This window comes from Paraglaciecola aquimarina, assembly GCF_032464635.1.
GTDB lineage: Bacteria > Pseudomonadota > Gammaproteobacteria > Enterobacterales > Alteromonadaceae > Paraglaciecola > Paraglaciecola aquimarina.
The window spans coordinates 993,785-1,011,154 of the sequence record NZ_JAWDIO010000002.1; the positions used below are offsets into that span (position 1 = coordinate 993,785).

The window sequence follows — 17,370 nt, forward strand, 5'->3', positions numbered from 1 at the left end:
ACCCATTGAACACAGGCTTATGGCAATCCGTTAAGGACTTGTAGCGTTTTGCCTATCGCGCCCCTATTTTGTTGAATGACTAAACCTCCTGCACTTCCGTTTTGAATTCTAAGTTCTGGATTGTCAAACCAGTGCTTACATGCGGCGATGATGTCAGCGACATTGTGTACGTCTTTTATTGCTCCGGCATCTTTAAGTGTTTGATGAATGGCGGGGTTATTATAGATTGACGGTCCCATTAAAATAGGCACATTGTATATGGCTGGCTCAAGCGCATTGTGGCCACCTCTATTGGCTATACTGCCTCCAATAAACGCAATATCTGCTAGTGCAAACAATGCGCGCAGCTTGCCCATTTGGTCACACAATAACACTTGTGTCTCAGCCGTACATGGTAGGCCAAGGCTCATCAAATTGAATGGTATATTTTGTGTACGCAACCACTGCTCCACTTTGTCAAAGCGCTGTGGGTGCCTAGGTACTATCACTAAGAGTAAGTCTTGATATTCTTTGGCTAATTCAACATAGGCATCTAGTATAACTTGCTCTTCGGGATCATGGGTACTTCCGGCTACTAAAATACGTTTATTTGCTAACCCAAAGGTTTGGTTAATCTCTTCACTTATGGCTAGTTCTTTAGGGTTTGCGGTGATTTCAAATTTAATATTATTGGTAAGTGTGAGTTTATCTTTAGCAATACCTAGCGATAGATAGTTTGTGTAATCCCGTTGACCTTGAGCACAAATGTGGCTGAAAGACGCCAGCATGGGCTGAAATAGCGCAGGAAATTTAAGATAGGTAGCTGTGGATTTGTTGCTCATTCGACCATTGATTATGTACAAAGGAATGTTCATCTTTTGGCTGATCCCACATAAATTTGGCCATAATTCCATTTCATTAATCAGTATTTTGCTAGGTTTAGTCTTTGTTAAAAAGAGCCATACAAAAAGAGGAAAATCATAGGGTAAGTAATAGTGTGTGGCTCTTTCGGCAAATAGTAATTTAACCCTATCGGCCCCAGTGGTGGTGTTAGTAGAAATAAGAATGGATAAAGAAGGCTGTTCGGCTAGCATGGCCTCAACCAAGTTCTGAACGGCCACCACTTCACCTACAGATGAACAGTGGATTAAAACGCTACTGTTAGATTGTCTTGTTTTACACAACCCAAACCTTGAAAACCTTGCTGTCGAATAGCCTTGTTTACCTAGTAACAGGCGAAACAGAAGGTTGAATAGCAAAAAAGGGCTGAGCAGCAACCACAATAGTGAGTATATGAGTGTTGCGCTGTGCTGCTTAAAAGCTATGAAATAACGTTTTATCATGTGATGTGAGTGGTAGCAAAAATTCGATTTTATGTTATCAGAGTTTCCAAGCGTCGTAAGCTTTTAAGCAATACATTTAGGTCGGCATATTTCTTATAACAGACTGAAACATATTTATTTTTACAAAGTTGTAGATTTTTTCTTCAACTCATCTAGTATAAAAATACACTCACAATGGAGTCGTGTTTTTGTTTCTTTTCAAACGCTATTTATTCACTTTGCTGTTAACGGGAATGTTTACGTCGAGTACGGTAGCTCAAGATAAAGTAAGCGAAGTTAAAGTTATCGTGAATTCGTCTGTCATGACGGTTGACTTGAGTGATACACAAATTCGTAGGATCTTTTCAATGCGGCAAACTGTGTGGGCTGACAAGCAACCTATCACTGTTATTGTGCTTTCCAATGAACATAAAACCCACCAATTATTTAGCACTAAGATACTAGGCGTTTTTCCATATCAACTAGAGAGAATATGGAATAAATTAGTTTATTCAGGATTGGGGGATGCCCCTATTCGTGTTAGCAGTGAAGCACAAATGTTAGCGCTGATCAGTCAACGACCCGGGGCTATTGGTTATGTGATGACTGAATTAAATCGAGACGATGTGAAAATCGTCAATATTGTAAGGGAGCTAGATTGAATGAAATTCAACGTTCAACAGAGATTAATAGCAGTACCCTTAATTTTGTTTACTGGCCAAACTGTTGCTGAGAGTATTAACTTGCATGGTTTTGTGTCACAAGGTGTGATTCAAGCGGCAGATTCTAATTTTGTGGAAAATGATGGTGACGTGTCGGTTAAATTAACCGAAATTGGCGTCAATGCTTCGTTTCGTGTTAATTCGTCTTTGCGTATTGCCGGACAAGGAGTATATCTAAATGGCGGTAATCGCTATCCAGAAGGGGCGAGAATTGACTATTTGTTTTTGGACTGGCAACTAGTGAACACACTCGATTGGAACATTAAAGCGCAGATTGGCAGAAACAAAAACTACCATTGGTTGTACTCATCTACTCGTGACGTGCCGCACACTCGACCCTCTATCGTCTTACCTCAATCTTTATATTTTGATGCTTTTCGAGATGTTGCTCTTGGAGTTGATGGAATCGCTTTATTAGCACAAACCAACAATAGCTTAGGAGAGTGGGATGTTAATATTAGCTATGGTGAATCGAAAATAAGCGACCAAGAGACACGTAATTTACTAGGGGCCAATATTAAAGGAAAGTTAAAGCATGAGTCGGACAAACAATTCAGTATTTATTGGCGTCCAAGCTTAACTAATTGGCAATTAGGTGTAGGCGTTTTAGATGCAGACTTTAGATATCGAGCTGCAAACCAAGATGTATTTATTAGGGGAGATATTGCCTCGCAGCGAGTTTTGATGAATTTATTGTACCAAGGTGAAAGTTGGGAGTTTGCTTCTGAAATCATTAAAGAAAGAGTGGTGGTTCAGGATTTGTTATATTCTGGGTTTGCTAGCGATGTAACGGCTGAGGGCGGATATATCCAAGCTAGGTATTTTCCTAGTCCAGAGGTTACTTTGTTAGCCAGATTAGATATTTATGATAAAAATAATAAAGACAGGGATGGTAGTGCTTTTGAGGCAAGCACCGGTGGTACGATACCTGGTTATTTTGCTTATATGGATCAAGCGACCTTAGGTTTAAGTTGGCAACTATTTAACAACGTTCAAATACAGACGGAATTACACCGGGTAAAAGGAGCTGGACGATTGGCGCCCTTTTTCAACCCCAATGTTGAGGAGAACGCCAGTGAATATTGGAACATTTGGGCAATACAATTGATGTATTGGTATTAGTCTATGCGTAAATTTGTCAGCTTACCCATAAAAATAATGGGGCCATTAATGTTGTCCTTCATAGTGTCTAGCGCTCTTATTACACTTCTGTGGGTAAATAAAAATAACCAAGACTACAATGTTCAACAGCAAACTATGCGAGAAAAAGATCAAAAACAATTTTGGTTGATTGGAGATATGCTGCGCAATCGCATGGAGTTATGGTTTGAATCCTTCATCCACTTCCAAGTAGACAATTCAGATAATATTGAAGAGATAGCGGCAAACTTTCAGCAAGAATTTGAATATATGAAAATTAATTGGCAAATCAATAATCTTTGGTTATTTGATGGTGCCGAAACATTAGTATTAGGTACTGCGAAAGAAGAAACTGTCCCTGCGAAAATACAGACTGATGTAAAAGAAGTGCTGACCTCTCACTCTTCTATTTCTCATATACGCTGCTTAGACATCTGTGAACAGCAAATTAGTATGCCGATGTTGACGCATTCAGGCAATGTGATGGTGTTGTCAATTGGGGCTTCTCTGATGGAGGCGTTGGCTGCGCTACACCAGTCCACTTCTGCTTTGTTAGCCATCGTTAGCACTGAGCCTAATAGCAGGCTAACAATGAGTCAGTTGCTGGTAAACTCACCGATTAGTCAAAAATCTAAATTGATAATGGAAGAGTACCTAGAGCAATTACCAGACGATTTGAGTATTCTAGAGGTGTTAGAATCTGGCTATAAACTAGAAAATAAACAAGGCACATTCTTACTTAATCTGACGCCAATAGAGAAAGAAGTTAGTAACAATATTTACTTATTATTTGTACATGATATTAGCGATGTGTCTGCTGCTCATCGTCAATATAGAACGCGTATTTTGGTTGTTGCGTGTGTAGTTGTATGTTTATCGTTAAGTATTTTGTTTTTTATGACTTCTCAGTTCCGCCGTCGACTGATGCTGGTGACCGAGCAGCTTCCTCTTTTGGCTGCCAAAAAATATCAAGAGTTTAGTCAGAGAAAGTTCGCTAAAAATAGACTCTTTATTGACGAAATAGAGCTGTTGCAAAACTCCGCCAGTTTATTAGGTAAAGAATTAGAGTCGTTAGATAAAACGATTGTCATGAATACGTACGAGCTTGAAAAAATGGCGATGAACGATTGGTTAACGGGGTTACCCAATCGCAACAAGCTTGGTATTGAGCTAAAAAAGTTGTTACCCAAGTTGCAAGATGATTCTCTAAAGTTAGTGGTGATGTTTGTTGATGTGGACAAATTTAGAAAGGTTAATGACACCCATGGACATAAAATTGGAGATGCATTCTTAGTGCATGCTGGGCAAAGAATAATGAATTGCTTGCATGACTCAGAGATTTTATTCCGATTTGGCGGTGACGAGTTTGTAATTGTATTCCTTGAAAAAATAAACAGTGAGCGCTCACTGGTATTAGCAAATAAGTTAATTGAAGGTTTTAGGGATCCTCTCTCAGTAGAGGAATTACTCTTTTACACTTCGATAAGTATTGGTATCACAAGTACAACCAATAGTGATGAGATATTTGAAGACTTGATCCGCCAATCGGATTTAGCCATGTACGCCTCGAAAGATGAGGGCGGGGGGCGTTATAGTATTTTTAATCCGTCGCTACAGGTGAATGTGGTTCGTCAAATCGAAATTGAAAACGAAGTGCGTGATGCTTTAGAAAATAATGAATTTAGCTTTGCACTGCAGCCTCAAGTTGAAATTTCTACGGGAAAATTGCTAGGTTTTGAAGCGTTGATTAGATGGTTCCACCCTAAGCGAGGGTTTATTAGGCCGGATGAATTTATTCCATTAATTGAAAATTCTGAACGCATGGTAAAAATTGGTTATTGGGGAATAAGGCGAGCCTTTGAAATCCTTGAAAAACTGGACCAGTTAGGTTTTAGAAATCTTAAAATTGCTGTTAATTTGAGTGCCATTCAGTTTATGGATCCAGACTTGTTGCCATTTTTAGAAGGGCAGCTAAAACTGTTTTCACGAGACCCATCGCAAATCGAATTCGAAATTACGGAACGCACCTTAGTCGATGATTTTGATCAAGCTCTAACCACCATGAACGAATTGAAAGCCATGGGCTTTATTTTTTCCATTGATGATTTTGGTACTGGCTACTCTTCATTGGCGTATTTGAAAAAAATGCCTGTTGATATCATTAAAATAGATAGGAGTTTTGTTTCAGCAATGGAGCATAGCAGTGCTGATATGCAAATCGTATCGTCAATCATCGCAATGGTACAGCGCTTGGGAATGATTGTGGTGGCCGAGGGGTAGAGACCATTGTTCAGTTGAAAATGCTGAAGAATTTACAATGCAATATTGGCCAAGGTTATTTCATTTCGCGACCGCTTCCAGAGAATGACTTACTGGCTGTATTGGCTCAGAAGTTGGAATATGGCGTATGGGAAGGCCTAAATGACTTAGATTCGATAGAGTGATGCTATACGCCAATTGAGATGGACTAAAGTGAACAGGTTTAATAGTTCTTTGCGTGCTTATTATTCGGCTTTGTTGTCAGTTGGGTATTGGTTATGCTTTGCTGCAAAAATAAATGTATTTTCGAAAAGAGGCGGATGTAATAGAATCAGAGATTACAGGGCAATTTCTATAAATCATTTATATTTGGAGTAGGTTGAATGGAGCAGTTCGCTCATATCTCTGTCCAAGAGACTCAGCAAAAATTAATAACAGAAAATGTAAAGGTTGTAGATATTCGAGATGAGGCATCGTTTCAAAATGGCCACATCGTAGACTCTATTCATTTGACAAACGGCACATTAAATAGCTTTATAGCCGCAGTAGACTTCGATACCCCGGTAGTGGTTGTTTGTTACCATGGGCATAGCAGCCAGCAAGCCGCGCAGTTCCTTATTCATCAGGGCTTTGAGACTGTGTATAGCATGGATGGAGGCTTCGAAGCTTGGCGTAAAGATATGCCTTTTGAAACGGCTAAGGATGAATAACCCTTTTGCCAAATTCAAGCAAATTAATCGCATTTTCTAAAGAGCAACCCGCTAGGTTATTATCTCATTACCTGTCACAGAACGGTATTTCAGCAGAATATAAATTTGTTGAGGCTGAGTATGCCCATGCCGTGTTTTTATCTCGGTTAGAAGATGAAGAACATGCAAGATGTATTGCCGAAGAATTTACCTTGAACCCGAATGATGATAAATACCAAACTGCAGCGTGGCAGTCTGGTCATTCGGTTGATCTCACTGCGGTTAAATCCTTTTCTTTAGATAACCTTATTACTTCACTAAAGGCTTCACCGTTTACCGCCTGTATTTTGCTGCTTTGTACGGGGATTTATGTTCTGGCTAATTTAGGGATCTCAGCGCCTTATGCGTGGCTGCATATCCAATATTTTGACCAATTAGCAGAGAACCATCAGTGGTGGCGTATCTTAGGACCCGCACTGATACATTTTTCGATGTTACATATAGTGTTCAACTTATTATGGTGGTGGTCTCTAGGTAAGCAAATAGAGCAAATTTTTGGCTTGAGTAGTTTGCTGTTGTTATTTGTGATTTCGGCTAGCTTGTCAAATGTGGCACAACTAATGGTAAGTGGCCCAAATTTTGGTGGCTTATCAGGTGTAGTCTATGGCTTGGTAGGTTGCGTATGGTGGCTGGGTTGGCTGAAACCAGAGTGGGGTGTATGGTTACCTAAACCTATTATTGGTTTTCTGTTGATTTGGCTGGTGGTCGGATATATGGATATATTGCCGATAAATATGGCCAATACCGCGCATACAGTCGGTTTAATATGCGGCAGCCTATTTGCTTGGTGGCTATCGAAAAGGCCCAAAACTAGCTAACAATGCGAACATCTCGTTAGTGGTAGAGGTATTTAGTGAAAATCACATCCTTTACCATGTCTGAGCCCGTTTCTCGGCGCATGAGTTTTCTCAGTTGATCTAAGCAATGGCGGCGAATATCTTCTCTACCCGTTAAAGAGCGCACTTTTTCTTCGGTCTGTTGACCAAACACCTCAATCAGCGCAGATCTTAATAGTGGAGAATGATGCTCTGCCTCTTCGAGGTACTTAGCATCTTCTAACATAAGTTCAATAGAGACGGTCACAAATCCTACTTTTCTGACCGACGGACTCAGAAAATTAGTCACTATTTGTGGCTCTATACTGAAATATGCATAATTTTTCTGCGTTGCATCTTGTCCGTAGGCAGCGTTTTGACTATTCAGCATCAAGATTATTGCGGCCATTATCAATAGTTTAGCTGTATGCATAATTGGTTTCTTCGATTGGTAATCTAGTGGTTTAAGTGTATCAACTTTTTACCAGAACCATAAAATATATTTCCTCGCTTTAGTCTTATTAAGGTACTTGATACTATTCTATTTTTATTTATCTCATTGCGCATTATATTGAATTCACAAACTATTTTTCCTATAGGCATACCGTCAAAATGGGTCGATATTAACGGCCTAAATAATTTGCCCCCCGTGCTCAAAAATTGGTTATTAGACAGCGGCTCTCTAACTGAAAGGTTAATGTCAGCATGCACTAACTTTCAGCTCACCGTTATTGGTCAAGGCTCAGTCGAAATTAGTCATGATGAGTTTTTGCAAGTGCGTACCGAGCAGCCACTATTTTTACAGCAAGAGTGGCAAGTAAGAGAGGTGATTCTGTGGGGCGACGGACAACCATGGGTCTTTGCTCGCTCTATTATTCCAATGGCATTGTGGCAGCGAGATTTCTCGGATTTAACGGACAAACCTTTAGGGCAATTGATTTTTAATGACAGTCGTTTCAAACGTATGCCATTTCAATTAACTAGCCTGCCAGACTCAGGGCTATTTTTGAGCCAGCTTAATATGCCCAACGCACACAGTTTATGGGGACGCCGTTCGGCATTTAGTTTTGAACAGTTGAAAATGATGGTGTGCGAAATATTCCTACCTATGGTTCGCCAGCATATGAAGAGATGGAGTGATTCATTGATAACAAATAAAAGCACCGCAAACAATATTTATCATGGGTACTGGCGTTTGATGCGTGCTGATAAGCCAATTGGTACTTTGCTATTGTTATGGCCTTGTTTGTGGGCCTTATGGATTGCTGCCAGTGGTTGGCCCGGCGTCCATGTATTTGTTGTTTTTGTACTTGGCGTGTTTGTGATGCGCTCAGCAGGTTGTGTGATTAATGACTATGCAGACCGTAAAGTTGATGGTGCGGTAAAACGCACCTCTTCTAGGCCGCTAGTCACAGGTACAGGTGTCGAGTAAGCAAGCGTTAATGCTATTTTTTTGGTTGATCGTGGTTGCTTTTGCATTGGTGTTAACACTTAGCTGGCAGACAGTCGCAATGTCGGTGGGTGGCCTAGTATTGGCAACTATTTATCCCTTTATGAAGCGTTACACCCACTTGCCTCAAGTGGTGTTAGGTGCAGCCTTTGGCTGGTCAATCCCTATGGCGTTTGTTGCGCTTGGTCAACCATTAACTTGGCTGGTGTGGGCTGTATACTTTGCCAACTTATGCTGGACAGTGGCCTACGACACCCAGTATGCAATGGTCGATCGTGATGACGACGTCATCATTGGGGTAAAATCTACCGCTATTTTATTTGGCCAATTCGACAAGTTAATTATCTTTATTTTGCAGTTAGTGGCTTTAGTGCTGCTTACTTTTGTGGCAATAGCGCTTGAGGCTAGGTGGCCTTTTTATAGCGCCATCGGTGTCAGTGCCTGCTTGTTTGTTTATCAGCAATGGCTGATTAAAGATCGAGAAAGGCAGTTGTGTTTCAAGGCTTTTTTACACAACAACTATGTGGGCATGGTTTTGGCTCTAGGCATTATTGGGCATTATACCAATCTGCAATGATAACTAGCCACTCAGCGAGACATGACATGTGCAAGGGAGCCATCATTCCTTTATACCGACGCCTTGTTCAAAAAACGCTGGATGCGTTTAAAGAGAACACTTATCAATATGGATTGATAATACTTATTGCTCTAGTCTGCACAGCCTTGTTTAGGGAATGGGCCAGTGTATAAGTCAACAAACCTGGCGTATGTACCACCAGGCCTAGGACAAACACTTACTGTGCAGAAGATGCAGACTCTAGTGCCTCTATCCGTTTTTCAAGGGCTTCTAATTTTTCTCGGGTACGCATTAAAATCTGATTTTGAATATCAAACTCTTCTCGGCTGACAAAATCCAAGCGACTAAGTTGAGATTGCAATACTTGTTTGACTTTGGCTTCGGCTCCTTCAGCAATGTTTTTTACTTCTGGAGGGACTGAATCGGTGATTTGTTTGGCTATTTCTTCCAGTTTTTTAGCGTTTAACATAGTGAATTCTCAAGTTAATTATGTTGGATTAAAAGGCATAATTTCATACAATCGTCGGCCTTTAACTCTAGGCTGTCAAATTTACCATGAAACTTAACCCAGGTCAGAACGAAGCTGTAAATTTTATTTCTGGCCCATGCTTGGTGTTAGCGGGAGCAGGAAGTGGTAAAACTCGCGTAATCACCAACAAAATAGCCCATTTAGTGCGCCAATGCGATATGCCCGCCCGTTATATTGCCGCAGTGACATTTACCAACAAAGCTGCTCGTGAAATGAAAGAGCGAGTGGCTCAAACCTTAGGTAAAAAAGAGGCGAGAGGCTTAAAGGTCTCTACTTTTCATACGCTAGGTTTGAATATCATAAAATCTGAAGTTAAAGCCTTGGGTTTAAAGGCTGGTTTTTCTTTATTTGACGACAAAGACAGTATGGCCTTGTTGAAAGATTTGACAGAGGTTGAACTAGACGGTGATAAAGATCTACTAGGCGCCTTGCAGAGTCAAATATCAAATTGGAAGAATGATCTAATTTTGCCTGAGCATTTAAAGGGTCAAACTTTATCCGCTTTAGATGGCGAATTTGCCGAGTTTTACCAGCGTTACTACAACCACCTTAGGGCTTATAACGCTCTAGATTTTGATGACTTAATTTGTTTACCGACCTTATTATTAAAATCTAATGAGAAAGTTAGATTGAAATGGCAAGCTAAAATTCGTTACTTGCTGGTGGATGAATATCAAGATACCAATACCAGTCAGTATGAGCTAGTTAGACTGCTGGTGGGCGAACGAGCACGGTTCACTGTGGTAGGAGACGATGACCAATCTATTTATTCGTGGCGAGGAGCAAGACCGCAAAACTTGGTTCTGTTACAAAAAGATTTCCCTCGACTAAAAGTGATAAAGCTCGAACAAAACTATCGTTCCTCGGAGCGCATTTTACATTGCGCTAATATTCTAATTCAAAACAATCCCCATGTTTTTGAAAAGAAGCTTTTTCGGAGTTAGGCTATGGTGATCCTCTACAAGTCATAATGGCGAAAAATGAAGAGCACGAAGCTGAGCGGGTCGTCGCAGAGTTGATGGCCCATAAGTTTATGAATGGCACCAGCTATAAAGATTATGCGATTTTATATCGAGGTAATTTTCAGTCTCGGGTATTTGAAAAAGTACTTACTGTAAATAAGATCCCTTACAAGATCAGTGGCGGCACATCATTTTTTGGCCGTACTGAAGTAAAAGATATCATGGCTTACTTGCGCTTATTGGTGAATCAAGATGATGACAACGCACTATTACGAGTGATCAATACACCTACCCGAGGCATAGGTCGAGTCAGCTTGGAAAAACTGGGAAATCTAGCCAACAAAAATCAAACCTCAATGTTCGAAGCAGCCTTTGACCCAAGGTTACAAGAAGTACTAACAGGTAAGGCCCTTGTATCGGTTGAGCAATTTAGCCGTTGGATAGTTGAGCTTTCGGATCGAGTGGTGCGGGGCGATGGTATCGCGACTATTCGAGAAATGATTAAAGCCATGGGGTACGAAGAGTGGCTGTACGAATCAAGTGCCAGCCCCAAAGCGGCAGAATGGGCGATGGGCAATATTAGTACTTTATTTGGTTGGATAAGTGACATGTTAGAAGGCAGCGAGCTTGATCCGCCCATGACCTTACAGGAAGTGGTGAATCGCTTGATCTTACGAGATATGATGGAGCGCGGAGAAGATGAAGACGAAGCCGAGCAAGTACAGTTAATGACATTGCATGCATCCAAAGGTTTGGAGTTTCCTTATGTCTTTATGGTGGGTATGGAAGAGGGGCTACTACCTCACCAAAGTAGTATTGATGAAGATAATATCGACGAAGAGCGGCGTCTAGCGTATGTGGGTATAACCCGCGCACAAAAGGTGCTGTTTATGACCTTAGTCAAAGAAAGACGGCAATATGGAGAAGTGATCAATCCAGAGCCAAGTAGGTTTTTATATGAACTGCCTCAAGACGATTTAGTTTGGGAACATAAAAAAACCAAAACATCTGCCGAAGAGCGCAAGAAAAAATCTGAAATAGGTATCGCAAATCTACGAAACATGATGAAGAAAAATTAGGTTTTGTCGATTAAGCCTGATTTTCATTCTGATTAAGTAAAACTTCTTGGGCTGGGTGTAACACTTTTCCCTGGCCAAATCGGCAACCTAGCTCAGTTAACACTGCCAGTTGTTCCTGGTATTGATACCCTCAGCAATCAATTTAAAATCTAAGTGGGTGGATATTGATAATACCGACTGAATGAGCCTTAAATTGCGTTCGGAACGAGGTAAGGTTTTGACAAAATGATGGTCAATTTTTACATAATCAAATGGGTATGTGTATAAATTGCTCAAAGAGGCTAAGCCACAGCCAAAGTTATCTAGCACTAGAGTAATGCCTGCTTTTTGAGTATTTGCATGGCGGGCAACAAAGACAACGAGGGATCGTTTAAAAAGTTCTCGCCAAATTCAACAACCAACTTCTGAGGATTGGCACCTACTTCAAGGCAATAATCAATCAATTGTTGGGCCAACGATATTTGAGTTAAATAGTGCACTGACAAATTGATTGCGATATGTCTTTTTTGGTCAGCAACTGAAGCAGATTGCCATTTAACTAACATTGCGCAGGCTTTAGCTAATTTGTACTTGTCCATTTCTACTGTGAGACCGCACTGCTCAGCAATGTGCCAATATTGTTCTCGTTTAACCTTTTTCAAGTTAATGTGTTGCCAGCGAATGTAGCACTCTTCGTACAACACGTGTTGGCTAGATAACTCAATGATAGGCTGACTATAAAGTTCAAAAGAGCCGGCATGCAGCACCTTTCTAAATTCTTCTTCTACTTCTAATTCAATCAGTAAGTTTTCACGTATCGTTTTGTCAAAAATAATGTATCTACCACGACCTTTTGACTTGGCTTGATACATGGCTGCGTCTGCATCTCGTAATACCTCATCGGCATTTTTATAAGCCTCATCTAAATAGGCAATACCAACGCTGGCACCCGAATACATATCTTTATTTTCGATCGTAAAAGGCTTGGCAATAGAGGCGATAATGCGAGTGGAAATCTCTTCTATGTCACAGAGCGCGTCAAAATCGTCAAACAACACAACAAACTCATCTCCGCCTAATCGTGCCAGTAGATCATGGGCCCTAAGACAAGAATTGATTCTATTCGCTACCTCTCTTAAAAAAGCATCCCCTGCTAAATGACCTAGAGAGTCATTAATTTGTTTAAATCTATCTAGATCGATAAAGATAACAGCAAAGCTCTTACTGCCCTGTCTTTGTTTGCTAGCGATAGCTAATTCAAGGCGTTTTTTAAATAATACTCGATTGGCTAAACCCGTCAGTGCATCATGTTGGGAGTCGTGTTCTAGTTGGAGTTGAGCGAGCTTTCTTTCTTCAATTTGTTTTTGCAAAAATTCATTTGTGGCATTTAACTCTTCGGTGCGTAGTTTGACTTCTTCCGCTAAGCGTTTGTTATATGCTTGCATGGCTTCTGCGGCTTGTTTTCGCGTTAACGCAACTGCTATATGGTGAGATACAAAGCGCAAAAATTCTAAGTCTTTTATGGCGTACTGCTTTGAGTTTCTGTAACTTTGTACGGCGATGACACCAGATATCACACCATCGACCACCAAGGGAGCTCCGAGCCATGAGTTCGCTTCATGATGCATGGTTACCGCCACTTCTTCTGATAGCTCTCCTGCTTCATACAACGCTGACACGTTAGACGGATCTATGAGTTCTGCTTGTCCATGGCGAATTATATACTCAGTTAAACCTAACCCCATGTTGCGGGTTTTGACTTCAGATTTCACTTCATCTTTATAATATGGAAACTCTAAGGTCTGATTTTCGGTATTTATGGTTGCGACATAACAGTTAGGAGCGCCAATTAGACGGGCTAGAATGTCGTGGATAGCGGCATAAAAATCACTCGTGTTTTGCTGTGTAGCAGCAGATAACTCAGATATTTCAAATAGTGCTCGCTGTAACAGCTCTATTTTTTGTCGTTCATTAATTTCGTCTTGCAACTCTTCATTCATCAGCCGTAATTGTTTAGTGCGCTGACGAATTGTTTGTTCAGTCAATTCTCGACTTTTGACTCTATCAACACAGTTCACTATATGTTGCGATACAAACAGTAATACCTCTAAATCTTCTTGAGTATAACGAATCGACTCATCGTAACTTTGAACGGCAATGGCTCCGATTACTTGTGAACCCCGTTTAAGCGGCACCCCTATCCAATCTACCGGAATGGCCCCAATCGTCTTGATCGACATTTTGGCTAAGTCACTACTATAAGTTTCTTGGCTTAAAAATAAATGTTCGCCTGTACGTAATATATAACCTGTGAGACTGTCTTTTAAATCTTCTGCGGACACTTTGGTGACGACATTCTCGTCAAATTGGTCAACAAAGTAGACAAACTCTATGCTGTCACTATCTTCTTCGTAAAATGCCACAAAGAAATTTTCAGCCGGAATAAAATTACCAATAATACTTTGAATGGCAGGGTACAAACTAGATAACTCGTTGATTGAGCTAGCTAATTCTGAGATTTCTAATAAGGACTTTTGAATGGCGTCAGAATGTTGATATTTTTTAGTGATTTTCTGTAGCTGAGGAACTAGCTCGCGTAGTTCTTCAAGGGATAGTTGTTCGGCTACATTTTCTGACGTCATGTTTAGCAAATATTCACTATTAATAAATGGTTAGGAAAATGGGGACAATCGACCAAAAAAGGCCATTGTTTAGATGGCCTTTTAGTATGCTAGTTGAATACTTAAACTGAGTTAAATACCTTCTATCATATGTTCAATGGCAGCTTTAAGCTCGTCGTCAGAACAGTCACCACAAGTCCCTTTAGGCGGCATGCCTCCTATACCGTTGATCGCATTTTGCCAAACAGTATCAAACCCTTTCTCAAGTCGTGGTGACCAATCACCCGCATTTTGAAATTTTGGAGCATTTAGTACACCGATTGAATGGCATGCAACGCAGGTTTTGTTGTATATATCAGCACCAGAACGTGGACCACTTGATGCAGATTCAGCCTTAGCTCCTGCAACATGTACTTGGCCAACTGGCTGAATACGTGCCTTGATTTCATCGTCTGTCATATCTTGGGCTGACGCGCTAAAGGCGCACAATATACCTAAACACAAATACAAAAAGGCATTAAATTTCACAAAATTCTCCAAATCGGTTCACTGTTACCTTCAAATCTGAGACAGATTATAACCACTAAAGTTTTGTGAACAACTATTTATGTTATTTTCATTAAACTAATAATTTGTACTTTATGCGCAGGGTTTATAAAAAATAGCATTGATTAAGGTCTCTTCTCGGGTGTTGGGGTCTTCTACTTTACCGGTTAAAGTTTGCCAGATACCTAAATCTTCTCGTGACCACCATAGGAATGGCCGAGATACTGATTGCTCATCGACTAAGAAGTTTGCGTCTTTTATTAGCTTCAAATATTCCATGTCTGTTTTCTGTACGCTCATAGGGTGGCGAAACAGCAACTTAATAATAAAAGAGTGAATATAACGACGACAAGATTCAGCAAACAAAACACAACCGCCTGGTTTTAATACTCGGTAAAACTCTTGTATTGCAGATTCTTGGTCGACAATATGGTGAAAAGTTTGGTGGCAGAAAATCATATCTACCGAGTTCGCTGGTAAGGTTATTTCTGCGGCGTTGCATACTAACAGGTCAATTTGTGCCTGACATTGCTGGACTTTTTCTGCGGTTTTTATTTTAAGGTCTGGATCGACGTCTAAGGCTATAATTTTACTGGGTGAAAACCTCGAGTCTAGTTCTAGCAATGAATGCCCAAAACCGGTTCCAATATCTAATATTGTCTCAAACTGCTGGGGCTTTCCGGCGGGAAATAATCGCTGTAAGTCATTTAACGCTCGCCTAAGTACGTGAACAATCCACGTATCAGTATTAAGAAACCAGTCACCAAACTTTGTTTCTCTTACCCACACTTGCTTCTTATTAACTGTGTTCAAGTCTTGCCCTTTTTAAATACTTGCTAAATGAGGCTGAATTCGTTTCAGGCATGACTATATCGATATTGTGCGAAAAATTAAATATGAAACTGAAGCCTAAAAGGCCAGCAATTGCTTGCAGGCCTTCGGCATGTTTGTCTTAAATACGATATTTCAATCCTTGTCTTGTCCGGTCAATAGTCATACTTTTTTGCAAAAAACTAGCAGTCGAACGTTGGGTGACGGTCTGCATAGCAATGTAAGCAACTTTAGCTTGGGTTTTAGTCAAGGTGGTTTTGACATATCCCCTGTGCTCACAATCGGCCCATAATACTTCTGCATTTTGCTCACTCAATAAGGTATCGAATTTACGCGCATATTCAGCGAAATAATCAAAACTACCGGGTGAGGTGACACTAGTGGTGCCAATTTCAAAACCCATGCTTTGTCCTTGTTGCGTATGCAACTTATTCGCCCAAAAGCAATGGCTATCACCAGTGAACACTAATAAGTCATCTGCTTTGACATTCATGCATTGCTCATAAAACTTTTCTCGCGCTGCAGCATAACCATTCCAGGTGTCTAGAGAAATGGGTAGCTTCCATTTTCCTAATTGTTGGGCTTTAGCCACTTTAGACTTAGCCTTTTTGGAGAACTTAGGGTGATTAATATCTACATGTTTAGTGATGTCAGGCATGTCGATTTTAGCCATAGGGATCTGATTACCTATTAGTCGCCATGGTTCCTGATTGCTAACTGATTGGGCTAATTTTTTGCCTAAAAAATCTTCCATTTCTGGGTGTAAGATGGTTTGTGCAGGGTTGTATAGCTGTTCTCGCACAAACTTGTCTCGGGTTTGTTGATTGGTTATATTCGCCAAGTGCTGACTGTACTCAACTTGCTTACTTCTACCTGTATGTCGAGTTTCTAAGGTTATCAAGCTGGCAAGGTTACCAAATTGAAAGTGGCGCCATAGTTTCGCTCTATCTGCAATTTGCTTAGGATCACGTATAGGCATCCATTCGTAATAGGCTTGCAAAGAAGCTGCACGGCGTGCGTACCAGTCACCTTCATTTATTTGGTGATTTTGTGCGCCATGTAAATATGGGTTGTTGGTTGATTCATGGTCATCCCAAGTAGGAATAAGCGGGTGGGCCGCATGCATTAACTTAGAGCCTTGGTCTGTTTTATATTGTGCATGACGCGTTCGATAGTCGGCTAAAGTAATTGTCTCATTGGCTGGCAAATGTTCACGATTTAACAGCTGTCCAGACACGCCACCCCAACTTTTTCGACTATATTCGTACATAAAATCTCCTAGGTGTAAAACAAAGTCGATTTCTTTATCCTTAGCAATATGTTCGTATGCATTGAAGTAGCCAAACGGAAAATTTGAGCAAGACACTACGGCAAAGGTGAGCTTATCCATATCCCTTTGGCTTAAGGTTTTTGTGCGGCCTGTTAACGAGTGAAAGCTACCCAGACTAAAACGGTAAAAGTACCTTTGTCCGGGGTTAAGCCCGTTACATCGACTTTTACTGTGAAGTCGGAGTGGGCTGTTGCTAGCTCTGTTCCCGATTTTGCTATTTGCTTAAAGTCTTCATCTAAAGCAACTTGCCACTTAACTTGGCTGGAAAACATTACCGATAAACGCGTCCATATAATAACGCTATTGTGGGTGGGATCGCCGCTGGCGACGCCGTGTGCAAACAACTGTGAGGCTTGATCCTGTTGGTTCTTGCCGTCGGCTGCAGCCGCAAACATGGCAGCAGACGCGCCCACTAAAAAATTTCTTCGTGTGATTGGATTCATGATAGGTATTCCTAAGCAACTATATGTAACCGCCCTA

The 17,370-nt window shown here is 40.8% G+C and carries 13 protein-coding genes and 4 pseudogenes; 9 read left to right on the plus strand and 8 right to left on the minus strand.

The window, feature by feature from the left end; all coding sequences use genetic code 11:
- Positions 1-17 precede the first annotated feature (17 nt).
- Positions 18-1,322, minus strand: a complete 1,305-nt coding sequence (locus RS130_RS05550) for a 3-deoxy-D-manno-octulosonic acid transferase (RefSeq protein ID WP_316025131.1) — start codon at positions 1,320-1,322, stop codon at positions 18-20.
- 188 nt (positions 1,323-1,510) lie between these two features.
- Here RS130_RS05550 and RS130_RS05555 point away from each other — a divergent pair, with 188 nt between their 5' ends.
- The 6 genes from RS130_RS05555 (at position 1,511) to glpG (ending at position 6,989) form a co-directional block, all read left to right on the plus strand.
- Positions 1,511-1,963: a type 2 periplasmic-binding domain-containing protein gene (locus RS130_RS05555; protein WP_316025132.1), complete on the plus strand. Its 453-nt coding sequence runs from the start codon at positions 1,511-1,513 to the stop codon at positions 1,961-1,963.
- Positions 1,964-3,145 (plus strand): TonB-dependent receptor, encoded by a 1,182-nt coding sequence (locus tag RS130_RS05560; RefSeq protein ID WP_316025133.1) that lies wholly within the window; start codon positions 1,964-1,966, stop codon positions 3,143-3,145. It begins immediately after the preceding gene.
- A gap of 3 nt (positions 3,146-3,148) precedes the next feature.
- Positions 3,149-5,443: a putative bifunctional diguanylate cyclase/phosphodiesterase gene (locus tag RS130_RS05565; protein WP_316025134.1), complete on the plus strand. Its 2,295-nt coding sequence runs from the start codon at positions 3,149-3,151 to the stop codon at positions 5,441-5,443.
- A 20-nt stretch (positions 5,444-5,463) separates the two neighbouring features.
- A complete protein-coding gene (locus RS130_RS05570; protein WP_316025135.1) occupies positions 5,464-5,607 on the plus strand; it encodes a hypothetical protein in 144 nt (47 codons plus the stop codon).
- Positions 5,608-5,805: 198 nt separating this feature from the next.
- Positions 5,806-6,132 (plus strand): thiosulfate sulfurtransferase GlpE, encoded by a 327-nt coding sequence (gene glpE, locus RS130_RS05575; RefSeq protein ID WP_316025136.1) that lies wholly within the window; start codon positions 5,806-5,808, stop codon positions 6,130-6,132.
- Between the two features lie 5 nt (positions 6,133-6,137).
- Positions 6,138-6,989, plus strand: a complete 852-nt coding sequence (gene glpG, locus RS130_RS05580) for a rhomboid family intramembrane serine protease GlpG (protein ID WP_316025137.1) — start codon at positions 6,138-6,140, stop codon at positions 6,987-6,989.
- Positions 6,990-7,005: 16 nt separating this feature from the next.
- On the opposite strand, the gene RS130_RS05585 is transcribed toward glpG, so the two are convergent.
- The gene (locus RS130_RS05585; protein ID WP_316027979.1) at positions 7,006-7,377 is read right to left on the minus strand and encodes a flagellar basal body-associated protein FliL; all 372 of its coding nucleotides are present in this window, start codon (positions 7,375-7,377) and stop codon (positions 7,006-7,008) included.
- Positions 7,378-7,635: 258 nt separating this feature from the next.
- Between RS130_RS05585 and RS130_RS05590 the strand changes: the two are divergent.
- Together RS130_RS05590 and ubiA are read left to right on the plus strand one after the other, a co-directional pair.
- A pseudogene (locus RS130_RS05590) lies at positions 7,636-8,037 on the plus strand (chorismate--pyruvate lyase family protein); the annotation flags it as partial.
- A gap of 147 nt (positions 8,038-8,184) precedes the next feature.
- Positions 8,185-9,013, plus strand: a pseudogene (gene ubiA, locus RS130_RS05595) (4-hydroxybenzoate octaprenyltransferase).
- A gap of 217 nt (positions 9,014-9,230) precedes the next feature.
- On the opposite strand, the gene ubiK reads toward ubiA, so the two are convergent.
- Positions 9,231-9,482 (minus strand): ubiquinone biosynthesis accessory factor UbiK, encoded by a 252-nt coding sequence (ubiK, locus tag RS130_RS05600; protein ID WP_316025138.1) that lies wholly within the window; start codon positions 9,480-9,482, stop codon positions 9,231-9,233.
- An 86-nt stretch (positions 9,483-9,568) separates the two neighbouring features.
- Between ubiK and rep the strand changes: the two are divergent.
- Positions 9,569-11,583 (plus strand): annotated as a pseudogene (rep, locus tag RS130_RS05605) (DNA helicase Rep).
- Between the two features lie 10 nt (positions 11,584-11,593).
- Here rep and RS130_RS05610 read toward each other — a convergent pair.
- The 5 genes and pseudogenes from RS130_RS05610 to RS130_RS05630 all read right to left on the minus strand — a co-directional run bounded on the left by RS130_RS05610 (position 11,594) and on the right by RS130_RS05630 (position 17,333).
- Positions 11,594-14,204, minus strand: a pseudogene (locus RS130_RS05610) (bifunctional diguanylate cyclase/phosphodiesterase).
- A 111-nt stretch (positions 14,205-14,315) separates the two neighbouring features.
- Positions 14,316-14,711: a c-type cytochrome gene (locus RS130_RS05615; protein WP_316025139.1), complete on the minus strand. Its 396-nt coding sequence runs from the start codon at positions 14,709-14,711 to the stop codon at positions 14,316-14,318.
- Between the two features lie 111 nt (positions 14,712-14,822).
- Positions 14,823-15,542, minus strand: a complete 720-nt coding sequence (locus RS130_RS05620; RefSeq protein WP_316025140.1) for a class I SAM-dependent methyltransferase — start codon at positions 15,540-15,542, stop codon at positions 14,823-14,825.
- 139 nt (positions 15,543-15,681) lie between these two features.
- Complete coding sequence (locus RS130_RS05625; protein ID WP_316025141.1) at positions 15,682-16,950, minus strand: alkaline phosphatase D family protein; 1,269 nt, start codon at positions 16,948-16,950, stop codon at positions 15,682-15,684.
- Positions 16,951-16,982: 32 nt separating this feature from the next.
- Positions 16,983-17,333 carry a PhoD-like phosphatase N-terminal domain-containing protein gene (locus tag RS130_RS05630; RefSeq protein WP_316025142.1) on the minus strand — a complete coding sequence of 117 codons (351 nt, stop codon included), beginning with the start codon at positions 17,331-17,333 and terminating at the stop codon, positions 16,983-16,985.
- Between the last annotated feature and the right edge of the window lie 37 nt (positions 17,334-17,370).

Coding starts and splice junctions, on each gene's coding strand:
- RS130_RS05550 (WP_316025131.1), bottom strand. CDS start 1,322: ATGATAAAACGTTATTTCATAGCTTTTAAGCAGCACAGCGCAACACTC.
- RS130_RS05560 (WP_316025133.1), top strand. CDS start 1,964: ATGAAATTCAACGTTCAACAGAGATTAATAGCAGTACCCTTAATTTTG.
- RS130_RS05565 (WP_316025134.1), top strand. CDS start 3,149: ATGCGTAAATTTGTCAGCTTACCCATAAAAATAATGGGGCCATTAATG.
- RS130_RS05570 (WP_316025135.1), top strand. CDS start 5,464: ATGCTGAAGAATTTACAATGCAATATTGGCCAAGGTTATTTCATTTCG.
- glpE (WP_316025136.1), top strand. CDS start 5,806: ATGGAGCAGTTCGCTCATATCTCTGTCCAAGAGACTCAGCAAAAATTA.
- RS130_RS05585 (WP_316027979.1), bottom strand. CDS start 7,377: ATGCTGAATAGTCAAAACGCTGCCTACGGACAAGATGCAACGCAGAAA.
- ubiK (WP_316025138.1), bottom strand. CDS start 9,482: ATGTTAAACGCTAAAAAACTGGAAGAAATAGCCAAACAAATCACCGAT.
- RS130_RS05625 (WP_316025141.1), bottom strand. CDS start 16,950: ATGGATAAGCTCACCTTTGCCGTAGTGTCTTGCTCAAATTTTCCGTTT.
- RS130_RS05630 (WP_316025142.1), bottom strand. CDS start 17,333: ATGAATCCAATCACACGAAGAAATTTTTTAGTGGGCGCGTCTGCTGCC.